The following is a 16,652-nucleotide window of genomic DNA, read 5'->3' as shown; positions in this document are numbered from 1 at the left end:
TTTCCCACCCCTTATAATGGATAATTTTTACCAGTTAAAATTATGACCACAACTATAAGAATTGATACTATTAAAAAGAGAATATCCCTTTTTCCTATCTTCATATATGCTAATTTCAACTTCTTTACTTTCGGCTTATCTAAGGCATATGTAAATCCTTTTAATTCCAGGGCTTCTACCGTAGTTCTGGTTCGCTTGGCCGTATTTAATATCATGGGATAAAAGGCCAGAATTGCTATTTTGATCAGGTAAAAAACATATCGATACCCTAAAATCCCTTTATTATCCGGAGTTTTTCCCCTTAAACGAAAAGAATTAAATATATTATTATACTCTTCAAATAAGACTGGTAAGATCCTGTAGGCATACGAAACCCCAAAACTATACCTACCAGCAATACCAAAACTCAACAGGGCATCACTAAATTTCTCGGGATCCATACTGGTGAATACTGCTATACTAGCCAGAGCAATAGTAGTCAACTTCATTGTTAAAATTAATAATGGTAAAAAAACCTCTATTCCACTCCCCAAAATATAGGCTACCACCACCATTGACCCTAATTCGGTCACTATACTCATCGAAAGTAAAAAAATTATTAAATTGCTAACATGAGAGATAAAAGTTATAATTAGCATAAATATAAACAGCCCCAATAGAATTGTCCTATTATGAAAAAACCAGGGAATAATCGCAAAAGAGATATACCAAATTATAAGTATCCTGGAATCCAATTTAGCCAGAAAGGTATCCTGGGTCCCATAAGCAGTCTTCATTAAGGCCATTTTAATGGTTTCAACAGATAAAACTGCAGCTATTTTATCACTAAATCGCTTCAAGTTTATCTCCTCCTAACCTGGATATAAAGTCTTTCACACTCAAAGCAACAGGTTTCATGCCTAGTCTTCTACTTAATTTCACAATCTGTGGAGGACACAAATTAGTTTGTTCTAATACCTGTTCATCTCCAAAAACACCATATTGATCGGTATCGATAAAGACTTTTCCCTCATTTAAAACAATTACCCTGTCTGCCCATTCCCCTACTAATTCCATATCATGGGTAGCAACAATAACTGTATTTACCCAATCTTCCAATCTGTTAATCATCGCAAACATCTCTTTTCGACTAAGCATATCAAGACTAGCCGTCGGTTCATCTAATAATATAACTGAGGGCTTTGTACCAGTCCCAATTGCCAGTGAGGCGCGCCGTTGCTGTCCCCCACTTAAGAGTCTTCCATCATGATTTTGAATATCAGTCAGTCCTAATGTTTTAATAATTTGATTGACAAACTTATTATAAGCAGGTATTTTTCTAGCCTGCAGATAATATTCAATATCCTGGCGAATATTATCATTTATAAACATTTCCTCAGGGTTTTGATAAATATAGCTTACTCTTTCAGCTAATTGTTCTGAAGATGTATCTTTAGTATTTTTTCCACAAACTATGACTTCTCCCTCCTGGGGTTTTATTATCCCTGTTATTAATTTAAGCAGAGTCGATTTCCCTGAACCATTATTACCGATTAAGGCTACCCGGTCACCTTTATAAAAAGACAAATTAATATTACTAAGAGCCTTTGCTGATTTTTTCTTTAGTGTCTTATAACTATGACTAAGATTTTTGAAACTTATAAGGGGTTTTTCATCAGTCTGCTTATTTTTTAGTTGATTATCATCTTCAGTTTTTATGCTTAGTTCTAAACAATTACCCTGAGAGAAATATGGTAAAGCCTCCTCAATAGTGATAGGATACTGACCCTCTATTTTAAATAAAGAACAAACTGCCTGTGTCACCTGTGGTGGATAAATATTGCTTTCTTTTAATTCTTCAACCATAGATAAGGCCTTATTAACAGATTTTTGCCACAAGACCCTTCCACTATCCATCATTATTACATTCTGACAATAACTTGCAATAAACTCGGTGTGATGTTCAATCACAATAATAGTTTTACCATGTTCCTGATTAAGCATTGCTAAGTTTTCATAAATCATTTGAGCATTAAAGGGATCAAGTTGAGCAACCGGTTCATCAATAATTATAATATCAGGATTCAAGGCCAACACCCCTGCCAGGGCTACCATATGCTTCTGTCCACCACTTAATTCCCAGATGAATTCATTCTGAATTGATTTAAGACCCAATATCTCCAGAGCATATTCACCCCTTTCTTGATAATTCCTTAAACCAAAGTTCAAAGGGGCAAAGGTAACCTCATCATAGACAGTCGAACGTACTAGTTGATTCTCAAAATCTTGATATATGTAAGCAACTTTTTGTGCCAGAGAAGCCACTGATGTACCCAGTGTATTATGACCAGCAACTATAACCTCACCTACAAAATCCCCTACATGATAATGAGGAATTAAACCATTAAAAGTTTTGCAGAGGGTCGTTTTTCCACCACCATTACCACCAATAATAGCTATAAAATCCCCCTGAAAGATCCTGAGATTAATATTATTTAAAACCTTATCACTTGCACCTGGATACTTAAAAGATAAATCCTTTATACTTATAATTTCCTCCATATTAATAACCCCTTCCCCTCTATTTTAACAATATCTCATTTTTAGCTCTGACTTTAAGCAAAAAAGTTATTTAAGGAACTTTTATACCCTGAAATAACTTTTTATTGCTTATAAAACTTTTTCGAATTATAAAAAATTTCATTTAAGAACTTCTTACTTCTAAAGAAATCACATAGCAATATCATCATTTTTTTTATTATTTCTAGCATAAGTTATAATAGAAATAATAAGCACTATAGCAATTATTACTCCAACCCAGATAAAGCCTGTACCATATTTATCTAAGAAATCAGGCTCCCAGACAGCAAAATTAATATCCATTTCAGAGATAAACTCTGCAATAGTAGCAATAAAAGCAAATACTACTGTACTAATAATTAATCTTGAAGTAATAAGACTGGTCATCGGGGTCGATTTCATTTGTTCACGGGGTTTGATACCCAATAATGGTTCTATCTTACCATGTAAACGTGGTACTAAATACATTGTTGGTAAAACACCAAATAAAAACCCGGTAATTACCATTTCATTAATAAAACTTAATCCTTCTAAGACAAGGATACTCTCGGGCAACCCAGGAATTGCCTCTAATTTTTCAATTCCAATCCATACTTTAGAAATATCCACTATTGAACTAAGCATCTGATCAATTCCAATACCTACAAATGAAGCGATTACTAATTGTTTTTTATTTTGGGGGTCTTTTACTAATAATCCAGCAACATATAAACCTATCACCAGTTGAATAAACCCCTCTAATTCTCCTAATCCTCCAAAATCGCCCATTAGTAAATCTGCAAAAATTATTTCACCAAAACAAGCACCCAAAGCTGCATATAATGGGTCAAATAAGATACATAGAATCAGTGGTATAAAAGCAAAATACGAGACAGAAAATTCAATTGGACCTACTGCAAATTCTGGTACAATCTCTGTAATTAAATCTGCCATACCAAACAAAGCCATTGCTAGTATAAAAACCATTGTCTTTTGAGACTGTGTTAAGGTAATATCCTTTCCTTTATTCATTCTCAAATCATCCCCTCTAAATATTTATTCTCTATCTGACAACATTTACAAGTTTATTATACTTCTTATTTGTTAACATTAAATGAACTAAAAGTTACGTTTTTGTAAATATTTTTTCATAAATAAATTATTGTAAATATTTTTTCATACACTTTTACATTTTTTACAATTTGTATTATAATAAAAGTAATTTGAATTAACTTATAAGGAGATAATCATGAAAATTTATAATTTAGATATCGATATTAATCAACTATCCAAGAGTGAAAAAAAAATTGCTAATTTCATCACTAAAAATATGAGTAAAGTCCCTTATCTGAACTTACAGGAATTATCTAAGGCCATAGGTGTAAGTATTGCAACAATATCAAGGTTCTGCGTTTCTATTGGATTCTCAGGATTTAAAGACTTTAAAAACCACATTAAAAACAATTATGAAATAAGTCCGGCCAATAAAATGAAATCAATCCTAAATGAAATAAGGGATGAAGATATTGGTGCCCAGATAATTAACAAAACAATCAACTACCTTAAAAAAACTATAGAATATCTTTCCAATGATAATTTTAATAGGGCAATTAAATCAATAAATACTGCTGAAGACATCTATATTTTTAGTCCAGGTCCAAGTGAAAGTGTAGCTAATCTATTGTTTTTTCGACTCAACAGATTTGGACTTAATGTAAATAAGATGGCCAAAAGTGGTAAAGAACTCTTTGAAAATCTTATAAACTTAAGCAAAGATGATCTGATAATCATTTTTGGTTTTTTTAATGTTTCACCTGAAATCAAGATCATTCTGGATTATAAAAAGAAAATAGGGTTTAAAACAATCATGATTACCGATCTAATTGTCTCTGAAATGAATAAAACAAGTGATATCATTTTATATGTAGAACGGGGTGAGATCTGGGAGTTCCATACAATGGTTACACCTATGGCTCTGATTGAGGCCCTAATAGTTGGAATTACTATTAATAATGAAGAAAAATATCTAAAGAAACTAAATAATTTACATGAGTTAAGAAAACACTACGCCAACTATTTAACAAAGTAATAGTATTTATTTTATAAATTATATCCCCTCTTTTATAGAATAATCAACCTTAACACTGTCTTTTCATTTGCTAATATCCATAGCCTCTAATAATAAACCAGTCCTCCTGATTTCTGTTTTAACTTTAACTGAACATTCTACCTGGGGAAATATTTCATTCCAATCTTCCTTAATTTTTTGCCAGTCTTGAGGGTATTTTTGATTAAAAAGACTCCCAAAACCAAAAACATCTGATTGGTATTTTTTTTGAACTATATCTATCGTATTTTCTACTTCTTTTTTAATAATCTTTTCTAAATTCTTTTCAATTATTGTTATCACTGCTGGTTTAGAGGTATCGATATCTCCCTGTTGTTCTACTAAGGTACCTTCAGAATTTATTTCTATCTTAAACCTAATATTATCTTTCTTAAGCTCAGGGATTATAGCTGTCCTAGCATTAAACACTTCAATTACTATCAAGTCATCACTCTTTCCAGGTGAAGGGACATTATAAATACTGGAATCAATCTTGGCAATTAATCAATTCAATCCCTTGGTCTGATAATTATCTATTAATTTTTTGATTAATTTAAGGTATTTAATTATTCTATTAAACACTATAATTTCACTTCTTCCTTTCTGGTTATATCAGGTTGGCTGGCTGTAATTATTATATTAATAGTTCTTATTTATTATATCTTTGTATTTTTAATAAAAAAAATACGGCAAAACTGATAAATTTCAGACACAAATCGAGATAAATACTATATATAGAAAAAACTACTGGAAATTTTCCAGTAGTCTTTTTTCTTATCATAGCTCTTTCTTAAATAAATTTTAAATTCTGGACAAACCTTTATTCCTATAATATAGCATTATATCAGTCACTACCATTAAAAAGTTTAAAATGTAAAGATAAATTACCAAATCATAATTATAAAACAATTTATGAATTATCCCGGCAATATACCCTATTAAAATTATATACAAAAAAGAAATACTTTTCCCGGAGTTATCCCTAGAAGTATATGATTTATAGATAGATAATGGCCAGGCAGCCCCAAAACAGATCAACATAATTGCTTCAAAAATACTCATTTCTACATTACCTCTTCTCTTATAGATTTATTCTCTTATTTTTAACCATTACTAGAGTATACCATATTTTTGGACCAAAATAAACATCATTATTGCTTCTTCTATTTGGAAATCCAGCCTGGTAAGTTCGGCTGTATTAGATCAATTAAAATCCTGGTAATAGAAGGGAATTTTACACCAAAATGCCGCAGCGTATATAAGACAAAACCCAAAAATAACAGTAAAGAAAAGGCTATTACCTCCCGCCAGTATTTTCGGCGTATTAGGCCAGGTAGTTCAAAAAAAGCTATCATGGTAAAAACAGCAATTATTCCTAACATTTATGATTCCCCCCGAGGTAATTTGCGGATGCTAGCAATAATTAAAGTCATCACCGGTATGATTACATGAAATACCGTAGCAATAAAGGGGTAGACATCCTGATATTCCATAGTCTCTACTATATTATAATAATGAAGTTGAAAGGTAAGCAGTACACCGATCGGCAGGACCAGAGGGAGATAGGTTCGTAGGTTTAATAATTGTGCCCCAGCAAGTGTGGTAATATAAAAGGTAAGGGCATACTGTAAAAACCCACTCCCCATAAAATTTAGGGCTATTAATATCTCCAGCCGGGTAAGTATTTCTCCATAATTTATTAAACGCACTGCCTGGAAAGAGGGGTAAGTATAAATACTTCCCGTAATTCCCAGCACCCCAATATTTCTGACCGCTACAAAAATCAATAATGATGCCGATATAAAAGTAGCCTTGATTACTGACTTCTTTACTTCCCCCTGCTTATTAGTAAAAGGGATGATCATCAGAAAATGAAGAGGGGAAAAAGAAAAAATGGCAGTACGGTAAACTATCCAGGCCATTTTCGGGGCTGATGCCTCCAAGACAGGCTGGAAATTCTCCAGATTAAAGTCCTTTGCTAACAAAATACCGGTAATAATTGTACTAATAAAAACTATCGGTATAATAAACTGAGCACAGCGGGCAATTACTTCAATCCCATTCCTGACCGCAGATGCCGCCACCAGTGTAATCAAAATCATAAAGACAATAAATGGGGTACTGATCATAAAAAGAATATTGAAGAAATTAGAAAAATCGATTACCATTAAAGATGCTATGTGAAAAAAAAACAAAATATAAAGCAGGGAAATTAATTTACCAAGAAAATTCCCATAAACAAGTTCACTTATTCTTACCAGGGTCTTCCCTGGAAATCTAGCAGCTAAACTAAGCTGAACCAGGACCAGGAGAAGCCCTCCAAATAGAGCAAAGATAATAGCTATCCAGGCATCCTGATTAACAGTAGCCCCAGGGGGGATGACAAAACCAACACCTAACATTTCTGCTATTACCAAAAAAATAAGTTGCGAACTAGAAATCTTGCCCTTCTCTAATGCCATTTTAAGCCTCTCTCTATTGTTTTACCGGAATAGGTGGTTTAACATTTAAACCAGCATGATGCAGCTGGGAGTCTACCTCTATACTTACCTTTACCTCAGGAAAGATATTATCCCAATTTCTTTGGATCTCCTGCCAGTTATCTGGGTATTTACGGTGAAAGGCTTCTCCAAAAGCAAAGATATCTGTCTTGTATTCTTTCGCCTTCTTAAGAGCAGCCTCAATCTCCCTCTTTACAGCCTCTTGGTCCTGTCTTTCCAGATAGGCAATCATTTTGCCTGTAGCTAAATTGGTATCACCCATCTGCTCCCCAATATTTCCCTCTGTAGAGACCTTAAGTTTAATCTTATACTCCCCATTAGTAATTTCCGCTTTCACCTTACTACTGGCTTTAGTAATTTCTATACTTATTTTATTGCCCCGAGGGTCTTTAATGATAATTATCCCACTCTCCACCTCACCCTTTACCCATAAAAGGCCGCGGGTCTCTTTCTTATTTAGATGAGTAAGCAATTTATCCCCTTTAAAAACCGCTGTTCCCTCAATCAGGGGCTTTTTTTCTCCACCCTTTTCCAAAATCCGGAGAGGTGTAGCTACAGGGCCTGTGGTTTTACTCATTAACATAGTTAAAAATTCCTGCAGCATAATCCCGCTTATCTCTGAAGTTACAACCTTGTCCTCAATCATTCTAGCAATCCCAACAGCTGGTATTTCTTCCAGGTCTGTCTTAACCCTCATTACATCTCCTGCCTGATCTTCAGCTATCAAAACCCAGACCATATTCCTTGTTTCATGGTCCCTAATAAAAAAACTGAGGTATGGGGTAATCCCTTTTTCAGCCAGCTCTTTACTAAATACTATTATATTATTATGAGGAAAATATAATTTCCTGGAAGACTGGAAGGTAAAATTCCGGACAGCATCAAAAACCGTCTCACCTGTACTTTCAACAATCCAAACAGTCTCTGCCCCTTCTTCTTTAGCCGAAGACCCCCCTTTCCCACCTCCCTGGGGCTGTCCTACTTCACCTGCCTTGATTATCTGGGCAGTTAGTTTGATTCCTTCTGTTTCCCGGTCATAATCAATAGCTATTCCAGCAACAACTGCCAAATCATCCAGTTCTTTACGGTCCCAGCAGGCCGTTAATAATAATAGTAAAAACAATAAGATAGTAAAAATTATATATTTAAGTAATTTCTTTTTCACCTATTTCACCTTTTTACTTTCATTCATTATCACTACTATCTACTTCAGCTTCAGATTTATCCCTGTCCTGGGGTGGATGTGGCATCATCCTGAAGTCCTGCCTTTGTGGGTCCTGCCAGGCAATAGTCCTCGGCCGGGTAAACATAGCCCATAAGGGAGACCTTACCAGCACATCTTTTAAATCCCTCAAACTTAAAGGGGCTAAGGGGGAAAGATAAGGAGTCCCAAAAGAACGCAGTGAAGTCATATGTATTAAGAGCCCTAACAAACCTATAATTATCCCAAAGGCCCCTAAAGAACCGGCCAATATCACCAGTATAAACCGTAATACAGTTGCCGCATCAGCCTGTGATGAAACCACAAAACTGGAGATAGCTGTTAAAGCCACCATAATCACCAGTGGGGCACTAATCAGACCGGCTGAAACGGCAGCCTCACCTATTACTAAAGCACCGACAATACTTACCGCCTGACCGACCGGTCTAGGCAAACGTACACCGGCCTCCCGCAAAATCTCAAAAACAATCCCCATAAAGATAGCTGCCACTAAGACTGGAAAAGGGGTACCTTCACTGGCGGCAATCATGGTAATTAAAAGGGGGGTAGGTATTATCTCCTGATGAAAGGTAGCTAAGGCTACATAAGTAGCAGGTAATAAGATGCTTATAAATAAAGAAATAATTCTTATCCAGCGAATTATTGTCGTATAAAACGGCCTGGAGTAATAATCCTCTGCAATCTGCAGGCTTTCTACAAATAACATTGGTACAGTTAAGACAAAAGGGGTCCCATCAACTAAAATAGCAGCCCTTCCCTCTAACATCTTGGCAGCTGCAACATCTGGTCTTTCAGTATTTGCTATGGTAGGAAAGGGTGAAAAGGGGGCATCTTCAATGAATTCCTCGATATAACCCGATTCTAGAATTGCATCTGTTTCTATACTCTCCAACCTCCTTTTTATCTCTTCTATCAATTTATCATTGACCAGACCTTTAATATATGCTATACAAATCTCCGTCTTTGTCTGTTTTCCCAGTTTCATCGCCTCAAAAATCAGATTAGGGTTATGTATTTTCCGTCTTAACTGAGATGTATTAGTACGCAGTGTCTCGGTAAATCCTTCCCGTGGTCCCCTGACAACAACCTCCGTTTCCGGCTGTTGAATACCTCTGGCCTCCCAGCCCCTTGTAGCGATAATTAGAGCCTTTTTAGAACTATTGATCAATATCCCCGTTTCACCTGTTAAAAGAGAATCAATCAGGCAATCCAGGTCTGCTGTATATCTTATATCCCCACTGGTAATGGTATTAGTTTCAATTACTTTAACTATATTTACTGCAGTATCTTCATTAGCAACTAACCTGGTATCAATCATCAGTGGTCTTAAAATATTCTCACTAATACTTGTCTTATCAACTAGTCCCTCTATATAAACAATGGCGGCCTCAATTTTATCTTTTGAGCCAAGTCTAATTTTTCTACAGACAAAATCAGAACTTTTGCCCAGTCTCTTCTCAATATAACTAAGATTTTCCTGCAGTTTCTTAGCTACCTGAATATCAGCAACTACCTCTTGGTCACCTTCCTCATTATTTTCATTCCTTAATAATTCTATAAACCTTAATTTGCGCAGTAGTTTTCTTAACATTTATCTACCCCTTATAGTAATGCAAACTTTAAGTTATTATAGTATCTAGTATAATTCTTAAGGAATAAATATATTCAAAAAATTACTAAACTGTACTTAATAAAATATGACAGAAGGACTGTCCCTCTATCATATTTAACAATACTGTTCAAGCTGTTTTCTGTTTTTTAACTGGAACTGTTTGGGGGTAATCTTAAAGTAGGCCTTAAAACGTTTAATAAATGATGAAAGGCTGTTATAACCAACCTGATAAGCTACCTCACTAACTGATATATCACTCTTGCTCAATAATTTACGAGCTTGATTCATTCGTAACTCAATCAAATAATGTCCGGGTTTTATCTTCATATTCTCCTTAAATAACTCATTAAATTTATTAAAACTAATACCTATTTCAGAGCACATTTTTTCAATACTAATATCCTCCTGAAAATGTTGATTAAGGTATTTGATACCCTGCTGTAAGATATCGTTATCCAGGAAATCACTTAGATCAAGGACCTGATTTAGGATGCCTTTTTTATATAAATAAAAAAATAGTTTCTCCTGGGTAATTCTAATTAAGAAATCATTTGTTTTATCTTCAGCTTGGTAAAGGTCAATTAACTCTACAGCAGTCTCCCTGACCTCTCTATCTAGTTGTGCATAATAATAATCTTTTTTATTCATATTTAAATATTTTTTGGGAAAAATTTCACATGGATTAGTATCTTTTATTTTTTCCAGTATACTATTAATAAAATCTTCGCTAAAAAATAACATTAATTCAGAAAAAGGGGTAGTTATTTGATATTTGTAATGCACATTTTGATTTACTAAAAAAAAGACATTTTCATTTAACATAATCTTAGTATTATAAGCGTGGATTTCTTTCCTCCCTTTAAACAATAAAGAAAAATAAGGGAAAAAAGTGTCAATATCAACTTCATTACCAATATTATCTTTATTTAAAATTATACCTATTACCCCTTTACTAATAGAAGAAAGATCTGTCTCTAAATTACCACTTTGATTGAATTTTAAATCACAATTTGATTGATAATTTATGTTTTCATCATAAAGTGTGTCAAGATGAAAGAGTTCCATATCCACTATTCCCCTTTCTCAATTTTATTTCTGTTATTTCTTTACTACCTTAATATATTATTATACTATATTTAGATATATTTTGGAATGAAAATTTAAAAGAAACAAAATATAAAATTTTCAGATTAAACATTTCTCAAAAAAACTAATAATTTTATGAAAAACTCCTTATAATTAGGACTTAAAAAGTTTATAAATAATATGCTTAAAGTTCCCAAAAATAAGAAGTTTTTTTTTAATATTTTATTTTTTAATAAATTGTGTTAATAAAGATATGGTGCCTGAGCCTTTAATTCATCTCTAAAGGCAGGATGGGCAACATCAATTAGGGCAGCAGCCCTCTCCCTGGCAGTTTTACCTCTAAGTTGGGCTATGCCATATTCAGTAACTACATAATTAACTTCATTTTTACTAGTCGTAACTACAGCTCCTTTTTCTAATATAGACACAATAGTAGACTTCTTTCCTTGCATTGCCGTTGATTTTAAAGCAATAATACTTTTACCACCAGGGGATCTCAAAGCCCCTCGAATAAAATCAACCTGACCACCAGAGGCACTAATCTGTTTTACACCTACACTTTCAGCACAGCACTGCCCTAATAAATCAATCTCTATTGCTGAATTAATAGAAATCATTTGATTATTACGGCTAATAACCACTGGGTCATTAACATAAGAAACCGGATGCATTTCTACCATAGGATTATCATCTAAAAAATCATACAGTTTTCGTTTTCCTGAGGCAAAAGCACCAATTATTTTGCCAGAATGTAAAGTCTTCTTTTTGTTATTAATTACCCCTTTTTCCACTAAATCAACCATACCATCAGTAAGCATCTCACTATGAACTCCAAGATCCTTTTTATTTACCAGAGCCTGAGCTATGGCATTAGGGATACCACCAATCCCTAACTGAATAGTAGAACCATCTTCAATCAATTTGGCAACATAACTACCAATCTTTTGTTCTGTTTCAGTTGGTGGGTTAATTGTTAATTCTGGCAAAGGTTGATTATTATTAACTAAATAATCTATATCATTCACATGAATAAAGGAATCCCCTAGGGTCCTAGGCATATTTTCATTAACTTCAAGTATAACCAGGGTAGCCTGTTCAGCTACCTTACTGGTATAATCAACTGAAACCCCAAAGCTAAAATAACCGTGTTTATCCATTGGTGACACTGTAGCTAGTAAAACATCAACCTCAACATATTTCTTATACAGTTCCGGTATTTGGGAAAAATAATTAGGAGTAAAATCAGCTGCACCAGAATTAACTAATGACCGGCTAGCCTTACTACTAAACCAGGAATTATGTCTAATAAACTTTTCAACCCCTGGCTCATAGAGGCCATAAGTACTGCAAGGCAACATTTGGTCAACTATCACCCCTTTTAATTCTTCTTGGCGTTTTCCCAAAGCTTGAAGAATTTTTGAAGGAGCACTACAACCTAAACCAACAACAACTCGATCACCTGATTTAATTATTTTAGCAGCTTCTTGAGCAGAAACTAGCTTTCTGTTTAATATATTTTGATAATCCATCATAACCATTCCTTATTATATATATGACTATCTTGTAACAATAATCGCTGCTCCCTGACCACCACCAATACAAAGAGTAGCTAAACCATTTTTGCTATCACGTTTTTCCATTTCATATAAAAGTGTAACCAAAATACGGGCACCACTCGCACCAATAGGATGGCCAAGGGCAATTGCACCGCCATTAACATTAACCTTTTCAGAGTCTAAGGAAAGTTCCTTTAAAACTGCCAGTGACTGAGAAGCAAAAGCCTCATTAGCCTCTACCAAATCAAGATCACTGACCTTCAAATTTGCCTTTTGTAAGGCTTTTTGAGTAGCTGGAATAGGTCCAGTTCCCATGATTTCTGGTTCAACACCTGCTGTGGCATAAGCTTTAATAGTGGCTAATGGAGTAATCCCGAGCTCTTTAGCTTTTTCAGCTGACATTACTACTAAAGCGGCTGCTCCATCATTAATACCAGAGGCATTACCAGCAGTAACTGTACCATCTTTTTTAAATGCTGGTCTTAATTTAGCAAGTTTCTCTACTGTAGTACCTGTCCTGGGGTGTTCATCCTGAGAAAAAATTATTGGATCACCCTTTCTCTGAGGGATTTCTAAGGGTATAATTTCATCTTTAAATCTCCCTGTACTTATTGCTTTCTCCGCCTTTTGCTGACTGCTTGCTGCAAATTCATCTTGTTCCTCTCTAGTAATTCTCCATTGCTCGGCAATGTTTTCAGCTGTAATACCCATATGATAGTCATTAAAGGCTTCCCATAGTCCATCCTTAATCATAAGATCAACTAATTTGCCATCACCCATTCGCTCACCCCAACGGGCCTTTTCTAATAGATAACCAGCTTGACTCATATTTTCCATACCACCAGCAACTATAATGTCAGCATCTCCTAACAAAATAGCCTGGGCAGCCAGATGGACTGCTTTTAAGCCAGAGCCGCAAACCTTATTAATGGTCATTGATGGTACTTCATATGGCAAGCCAGCATAAATTGCAGACTGTCTAGTTGAGTTTTGCCCTAAACCAGCTTGCAAAACATTACCCATAATTACTTCATCAACTTCAGATGATTTTACTTTTGCTCTTTTTAGTGCCTCTTTAATAACTTCCGCCCCTAAATTAACAGTTTTAATTCCTTTAAGACTTCCACCAAAGGTTCCTATTGCCGTTCTAACTGCACTTGCTATTACAACTTCTTTCATGCTTTCTTCACCATCCTTATTAAAATATTTGAAGATAATTATTTGCCTTTAAAAACCACCTTTTCTTTATTTAAAAAAGCAGCCATACCATTCTTCTGATCTTCTGTTTTAAAACATTTGGCAAAAGAAGAACACTCATGTTCCAGACCAGTATCAATATCAGCTGTTACAGCATAATTTACTGCTTTTTTAGTCAATTCAATGGCCACAGGGGCATTTTTAACTACTTTTTCGGCCAGTTCCCTGGCTTTAGCAAGTAAATCATCTTCAACAGGGACTACATGATTGACTAAACCAATACGCAAGGCCTCAGCTGCATCTATCATCTCTCCAGTAAATAATATTTCTTTAGCAGAGGCAGGACCGACAATCTTGGTTAAACGCTGAGTACCGCCAAAACCTGCTATAATACCCAAACCTACCTCTGGCTGACCAAATTTCGCTTTACTGCTGGCCATTCTAATATCACAGGCTAAGGCCAGTTCATTGCCCCCGCCCAGGGCAAAGCCATTTACTGCTGCAATCACTGGTTTAGCACTTTGCTCCAGCATAGTAAATACCCCCTGCCCCTTCCGGGCAAAATCCTCTGCCTCTCTTTCATTCATCTCCTTCATCTCAGCAATATCTGCTCCAGCCACAAAAGCCTTATTACCTTCACCAGTAATAATTATAGCCTTAACATCAGAATTATTTTCTAATTCACTTATTGCCTGGGCCATCTCCCCTAGTAATTCACTATTTAGGGCATTTAAAGCCCGGGGACGATTGATCTTAAGTACAGCTAATTTATCCTCTATTTCTAAAATCAAATTTTGATAAGCTATTTTCAACACCTCCATTACGCCAAATATCTATTAATTATACTCAAAAAAACCTCTACCTGTCTTCCTACCTAAGTGACCTGCCCTGACTTTTTTCCGCAATAAAGGACAGGGGCGATATTTACTGTCACCGAATTCATTATAAAGTGTTTCCATAATAGCCAGACAGACATCCAGACCAACCAGATCACCCAGGGCCAGTGGTCCTAAGGGATGATTAGCCCCTAACTTCATAGCTGTATCAATCTCATCTACTTTCGCTATTCCTTCATATAGAATAAAGGCAGCTTCATTAATCATCGGTATTAAAATACGATTAACTACAAAACCAGGTGCTTCATTGACCTCAACTGGGGTTTTACCAATCTTTTCAACAAATTCTTTAGCCTTATTAAAAGTCTCCTCAGCAGTAGTTATACTCTTGATTAATTCTACTAGTTTCATTACTGGTACTGGATTAAAGAAATGGATTCCTAAAACCTTATCAGGGCGTTTAGTAGTAGTGGCAATCTCTGTAATACTTAAGGCAGAGGTATTACTGGCCAGAATTGTCTCTGGAGAACACAATTCATCTAACTCCTGAAAAACCCTTTTTTTAATCTCCATCTGCTCGGTTATTGCCTCAATAATCAGGTCAGCATCAGCTAATTTAGACAATTCTGTTGTACCAGTAATTCTCCCCGAGACAGCATCCTTTTCAGCAGCACTTATTCTTTCTTTCTGGACACTACGAGCCAGGTTTTTCTCTATCTTAGCTAAGCCCTGATCAACAAAATCTTGTTCAATATCTCTCAAAATAACCTCATAACCACTTTGAGCTATTGTCTGAGCAATACCACTACCCATCGTACCTGCTCCTACAATTCCGATCTTTTTCATAATATCACCTTCCTAATTTTATTAATTAATAAATTTATTTAAGCAACTTCAACTTTTTGAAACGCCTTATTTAACAGAGGCACTATCTCATGTAAATCCCCAACAATACCATAATCACAGACTTCAAAGATCGAGGCAGCTGAATCAGTATTAATAGCAATAATAATATCAGAATCCTGCATACCAGCCCGATGCTGGATAGCCCCAGATATTCCACAGGCTAGATATAGTTTGGGATGAACAGTCTTACCAGTCTGACCTACCTGATGTTCTTTATCAATCCAACCCTCATCAACAACAGCACGGGATGCACCAATCTCTCCACCTAAAGTAGTTGCCAACTCTTTAATTACCTCAAACCCATCAGCAGAACCAACCCCTCGTCCACCAGCAACAATTATCTCAGCCTCTTCTAGATTGACTGCTTTACTGGCTGCCTTAACAATATCAGTAATTTTAGTAAATAAATCTTCTCTAGACAACTGAGAATCCATCTTAATAATCTGGGCTTCTTTTTTATTAACAGACATAATATCTTTTTTAGATAAATCAGCAGAAACCTCTATTATATTCCCCTGGCGCTTGTAATCTGGTTCTTCCTTAACCATAACCCCAGGACGCACTGTGGCCATCTGCGGTCTGTGCTCTGGGCAAATAATAGTTGCCATTAGATTCCCACCAAAGGCAGGACGAGTCTGTAATAAAATTTTCTTTTGCGGGTCAATTTCTAATTTAGTACAATCTGCTGTTAAACCAGTCTGCAATCTAGCTGATAGACGGGGAGCCAGATCCCTCCCATTATGAGTTGCCCCAATTAAAACTATTTCTGGTTTATATTGCTTAATTAAATCAGCTACCACCCGGGCATACGGACCAGTTCGATAGTGTTTTAATTCCTGATTTTCAACCATAATAATCCTATCTGCCCCATAGGCTACTAATTCTTTGCCTATCTCCTTTAGGTCAAAGCCCAATAATACTGCTGTTAATTCAACTGCAAGATCATCTGCCAATTTTCTACCCTCACTAACCAACTCTTGAGAAACACTTAAAAGTTGACTATCTCGTTGTTCGGCCAAAACCCAAACACCCTTATATAAAGACACATCCTCTTTACTTTTTTTAACATTATTTGACATTTTACTGAGTCA

Annotated in this window: 16 protein-coding genes; 1 reads left to right on the top strand and 15 read right to left on the bottom strand. The window is 35.3% G+C overall.

What is annotated here, in order from left to right:
* Positions 1-11 precede the first annotated feature (11 nt).
* The 3 genes from GM661_RS04970 to GM661_RS04960 form a co-directional block, all read right to left on the bottom strand.
* The gene (locus GM661_RS04970; protein ID WP_230869012.1) at positions 12-839 is read right to left on the bottom strand and encodes an energy-coupling factor transporter transmembrane component T family protein; all 828 of its coding nucleotides are present in this window, start codon (positions 837-839) and stop codon (positions 12-14) included.
* On the bottom strand, positions 826-2,541 hold the full coding sequence (locus GM661_RS04965) for an ABC transporter ATP-binding protein (protein WP_230869011.1): 1,716 nt from the start codon (positions 2,539-2,541) through the stop codon (positions 826-828). The genes GM661_RS04970 and GM661_RS04965 overlap by 14 nt, the downstream gene beginning before the upstream one ends.
* Before the next feature lie 168 nt (positions 2,542-2,709).
* Positions 2,710-3,570 carry a cell division protein FtsQ gene (locus GM661_RS04960; protein WP_230869010.1) on the bottom strand — a complete coding sequence of 287 codons (861 nt, stop codon included), beginning with the start codon at positions 3,568-3,570 and terminating at the stop codon, positions 2,710-2,712.
* 217 nt (positions 3,571-3,787) lie between these two features.
* Here GM661_RS04960 and GM661_RS04955 point away from each other — a divergent pair, with 217 nt between their 5' ends.
* Positions 3,788-4,627: a MurR/RpiR family transcriptional regulator gene (locus tag GM661_RS04955; protein ID WP_230869009.1), complete on the top strand. Its 840-nt coding sequence runs from the start codon at positions 3,788-3,790 to the stop codon at positions 4,625-4,627.
* Positions 4,628-4,690: 63 nt separating this feature from the next.
* Here GM661_RS04955 and GM661_RS04950 read toward each other — a convergent pair whose 3' ends face one another.
* The 12 genes from GM661_RS04950 to GM661_RS04895 all read right to left on the bottom strand — a co-directional run bounded on the left by GM661_RS04950 (position 4,691) and on the right by GM661_RS04895 (position 16,640).
* Positions 4,691-5,137, bottom strand: a complete 447-nt coding sequence (locus GM661_RS04950; RefSeq protein WP_269059924.1) for a Ger(x)C family spore germination C-terminal domain-containing protein — start codon at positions 5,135-5,137, stop codon at positions 4,691-4,693.
* 309 nt (positions 5,138-5,446) lie between these two features.
* Positions 5,447-5,707, bottom strand: coding sequence for a hypothetical protein (locus GM661_RS04945; RefSeq protein ID WP_230869007.1), 261 nt, complete (start codon positions 5,705-5,707; stop codon positions 5,447-5,449).
* A 101-nt stretch (positions 5,708-5,808) separates the two neighbouring features.
* Positions 5,809-6,027 (bottom strand): hypothetical protein, encoded by a 219-nt coding sequence (locus tag GM661_RS04940; protein WP_230869006.1) that lies wholly within the window; start codon positions 6,025-6,027, stop codon positions 5,809-5,811.
* Entirely contained in the window at positions 6,028-7,107 is a 1,080-nt protein-coding gene (locus GM661_RS04935; RefSeq protein WP_230869005.1) for a GerAB/ArcD/ProY family transporter, read from the bottom strand.
* Positions 7,108-7,120: 13 nt separating this feature from the next.
* Positions 7,121-8,311 (bottom strand): Ger(x)C family spore germination protein, encoded by a 1,191-nt coding sequence (locus GM661_RS04930; RefSeq protein WP_230869004.1) that lies wholly within the window; start codon positions 8,309-8,311, stop codon positions 7,121-7,123.
* Positions 8,312-8,330: 19 nt separating this feature from the next.
* The gene (locus tag GM661_RS04925) at positions 8,331-9,959 is read right to left on the bottom strand and encodes a spore germination protein (RefSeq protein ID WP_230869003.1); all 1,629 of its coding nucleotides are present in this window, start codon (positions 9,957-9,959) and stop codon (positions 8,331-8,333) included.
* A 135-nt stretch (positions 9,960-10,094) separates the two neighbouring features.
* The gene (locus GM661_RS04920) at positions 10,095-11,045 is read right to left on the bottom strand and encodes a helix-turn-helix transcriptional regulator (protein ID WP_230869002.1); all 951 of its coding nucleotides are present in this window, start codon (positions 11,043-11,045) and stop codon (positions 10,095-10,097) included.
* Between the two features lie 263 nt (positions 11,046-11,308).
* The gene (locus GM661_RS04915; protein ID WP_230869001.1) at positions 11,309-12,595 is read right to left on the bottom strand and encodes an acetyl-CoA hydrolase/transferase family protein; all 1,287 of its coding nucleotides are present in this window, start codon (positions 12,593-12,595) and stop codon (positions 11,309-11,311) included.
* A 27-nt stretch (positions 12,596-12,622) separates the two neighbouring features.
* Positions 12,623-13,801, bottom strand: a complete 1,179-nt coding sequence (locus GM661_RS04910) for an acetyl-CoA C-acetyltransferase (RefSeq protein WP_230869000.1) — start codon at positions 13,799-13,801, stop codon at positions 12,623-12,625.
* Between the two features lie 38 nt (positions 13,802-13,839).
* Positions 13,840-14,625 (bottom strand): enoyl-CoA hydratase-related protein, encoded by a 786-nt coding sequence (locus GM661_RS04905; RefSeq protein WP_407929641.1) that lies wholly within the window; start codon positions 14,623-14,625, stop codon positions 13,840-13,842.
* Positions 14,626-14,655: 30 nt separating this feature from the next.
* Complete coding sequence (locus tag GM661_RS04900) at positions 14,656-15,501, bottom strand: 3-hydroxybutyryl-CoA dehydrogenase (RefSeq protein ID WP_230868998.1); 846 nt, start codon at positions 15,499-15,501, stop codon at positions 14,656-14,658.
* Positions 15,502-15,539: 38 nt separating this feature from the next.
* Positions 15,540-16,640 (bottom strand): electron transfer flavoprotein subunit alpha/FixB family protein, encoded by a 1,101-nt coding sequence (locus tag GM661_RS04895; protein ID WP_230868997.1) that lies wholly within the window; start codon positions 16,638-16,640, stop codon positions 15,540-15,542.
* Positions 16,641-16,652 lie beyond the last annotated feature (12 nt).

It is taken from the genome of Iocasia fonsfrigidae (genome assembly GCF_017751145.1).
GTDB classification, from domain to species: domain Bacteria; phylum Bacillota; class Halanaerobiia; order Halanaerobiales; family DTU029; genus Iocasia; species Iocasia fonsfrigidae.
Note: the sequence above shows the minus strand (reverse complement) of the source record. Positions and strands in the feature narration are given on the sequence as shown.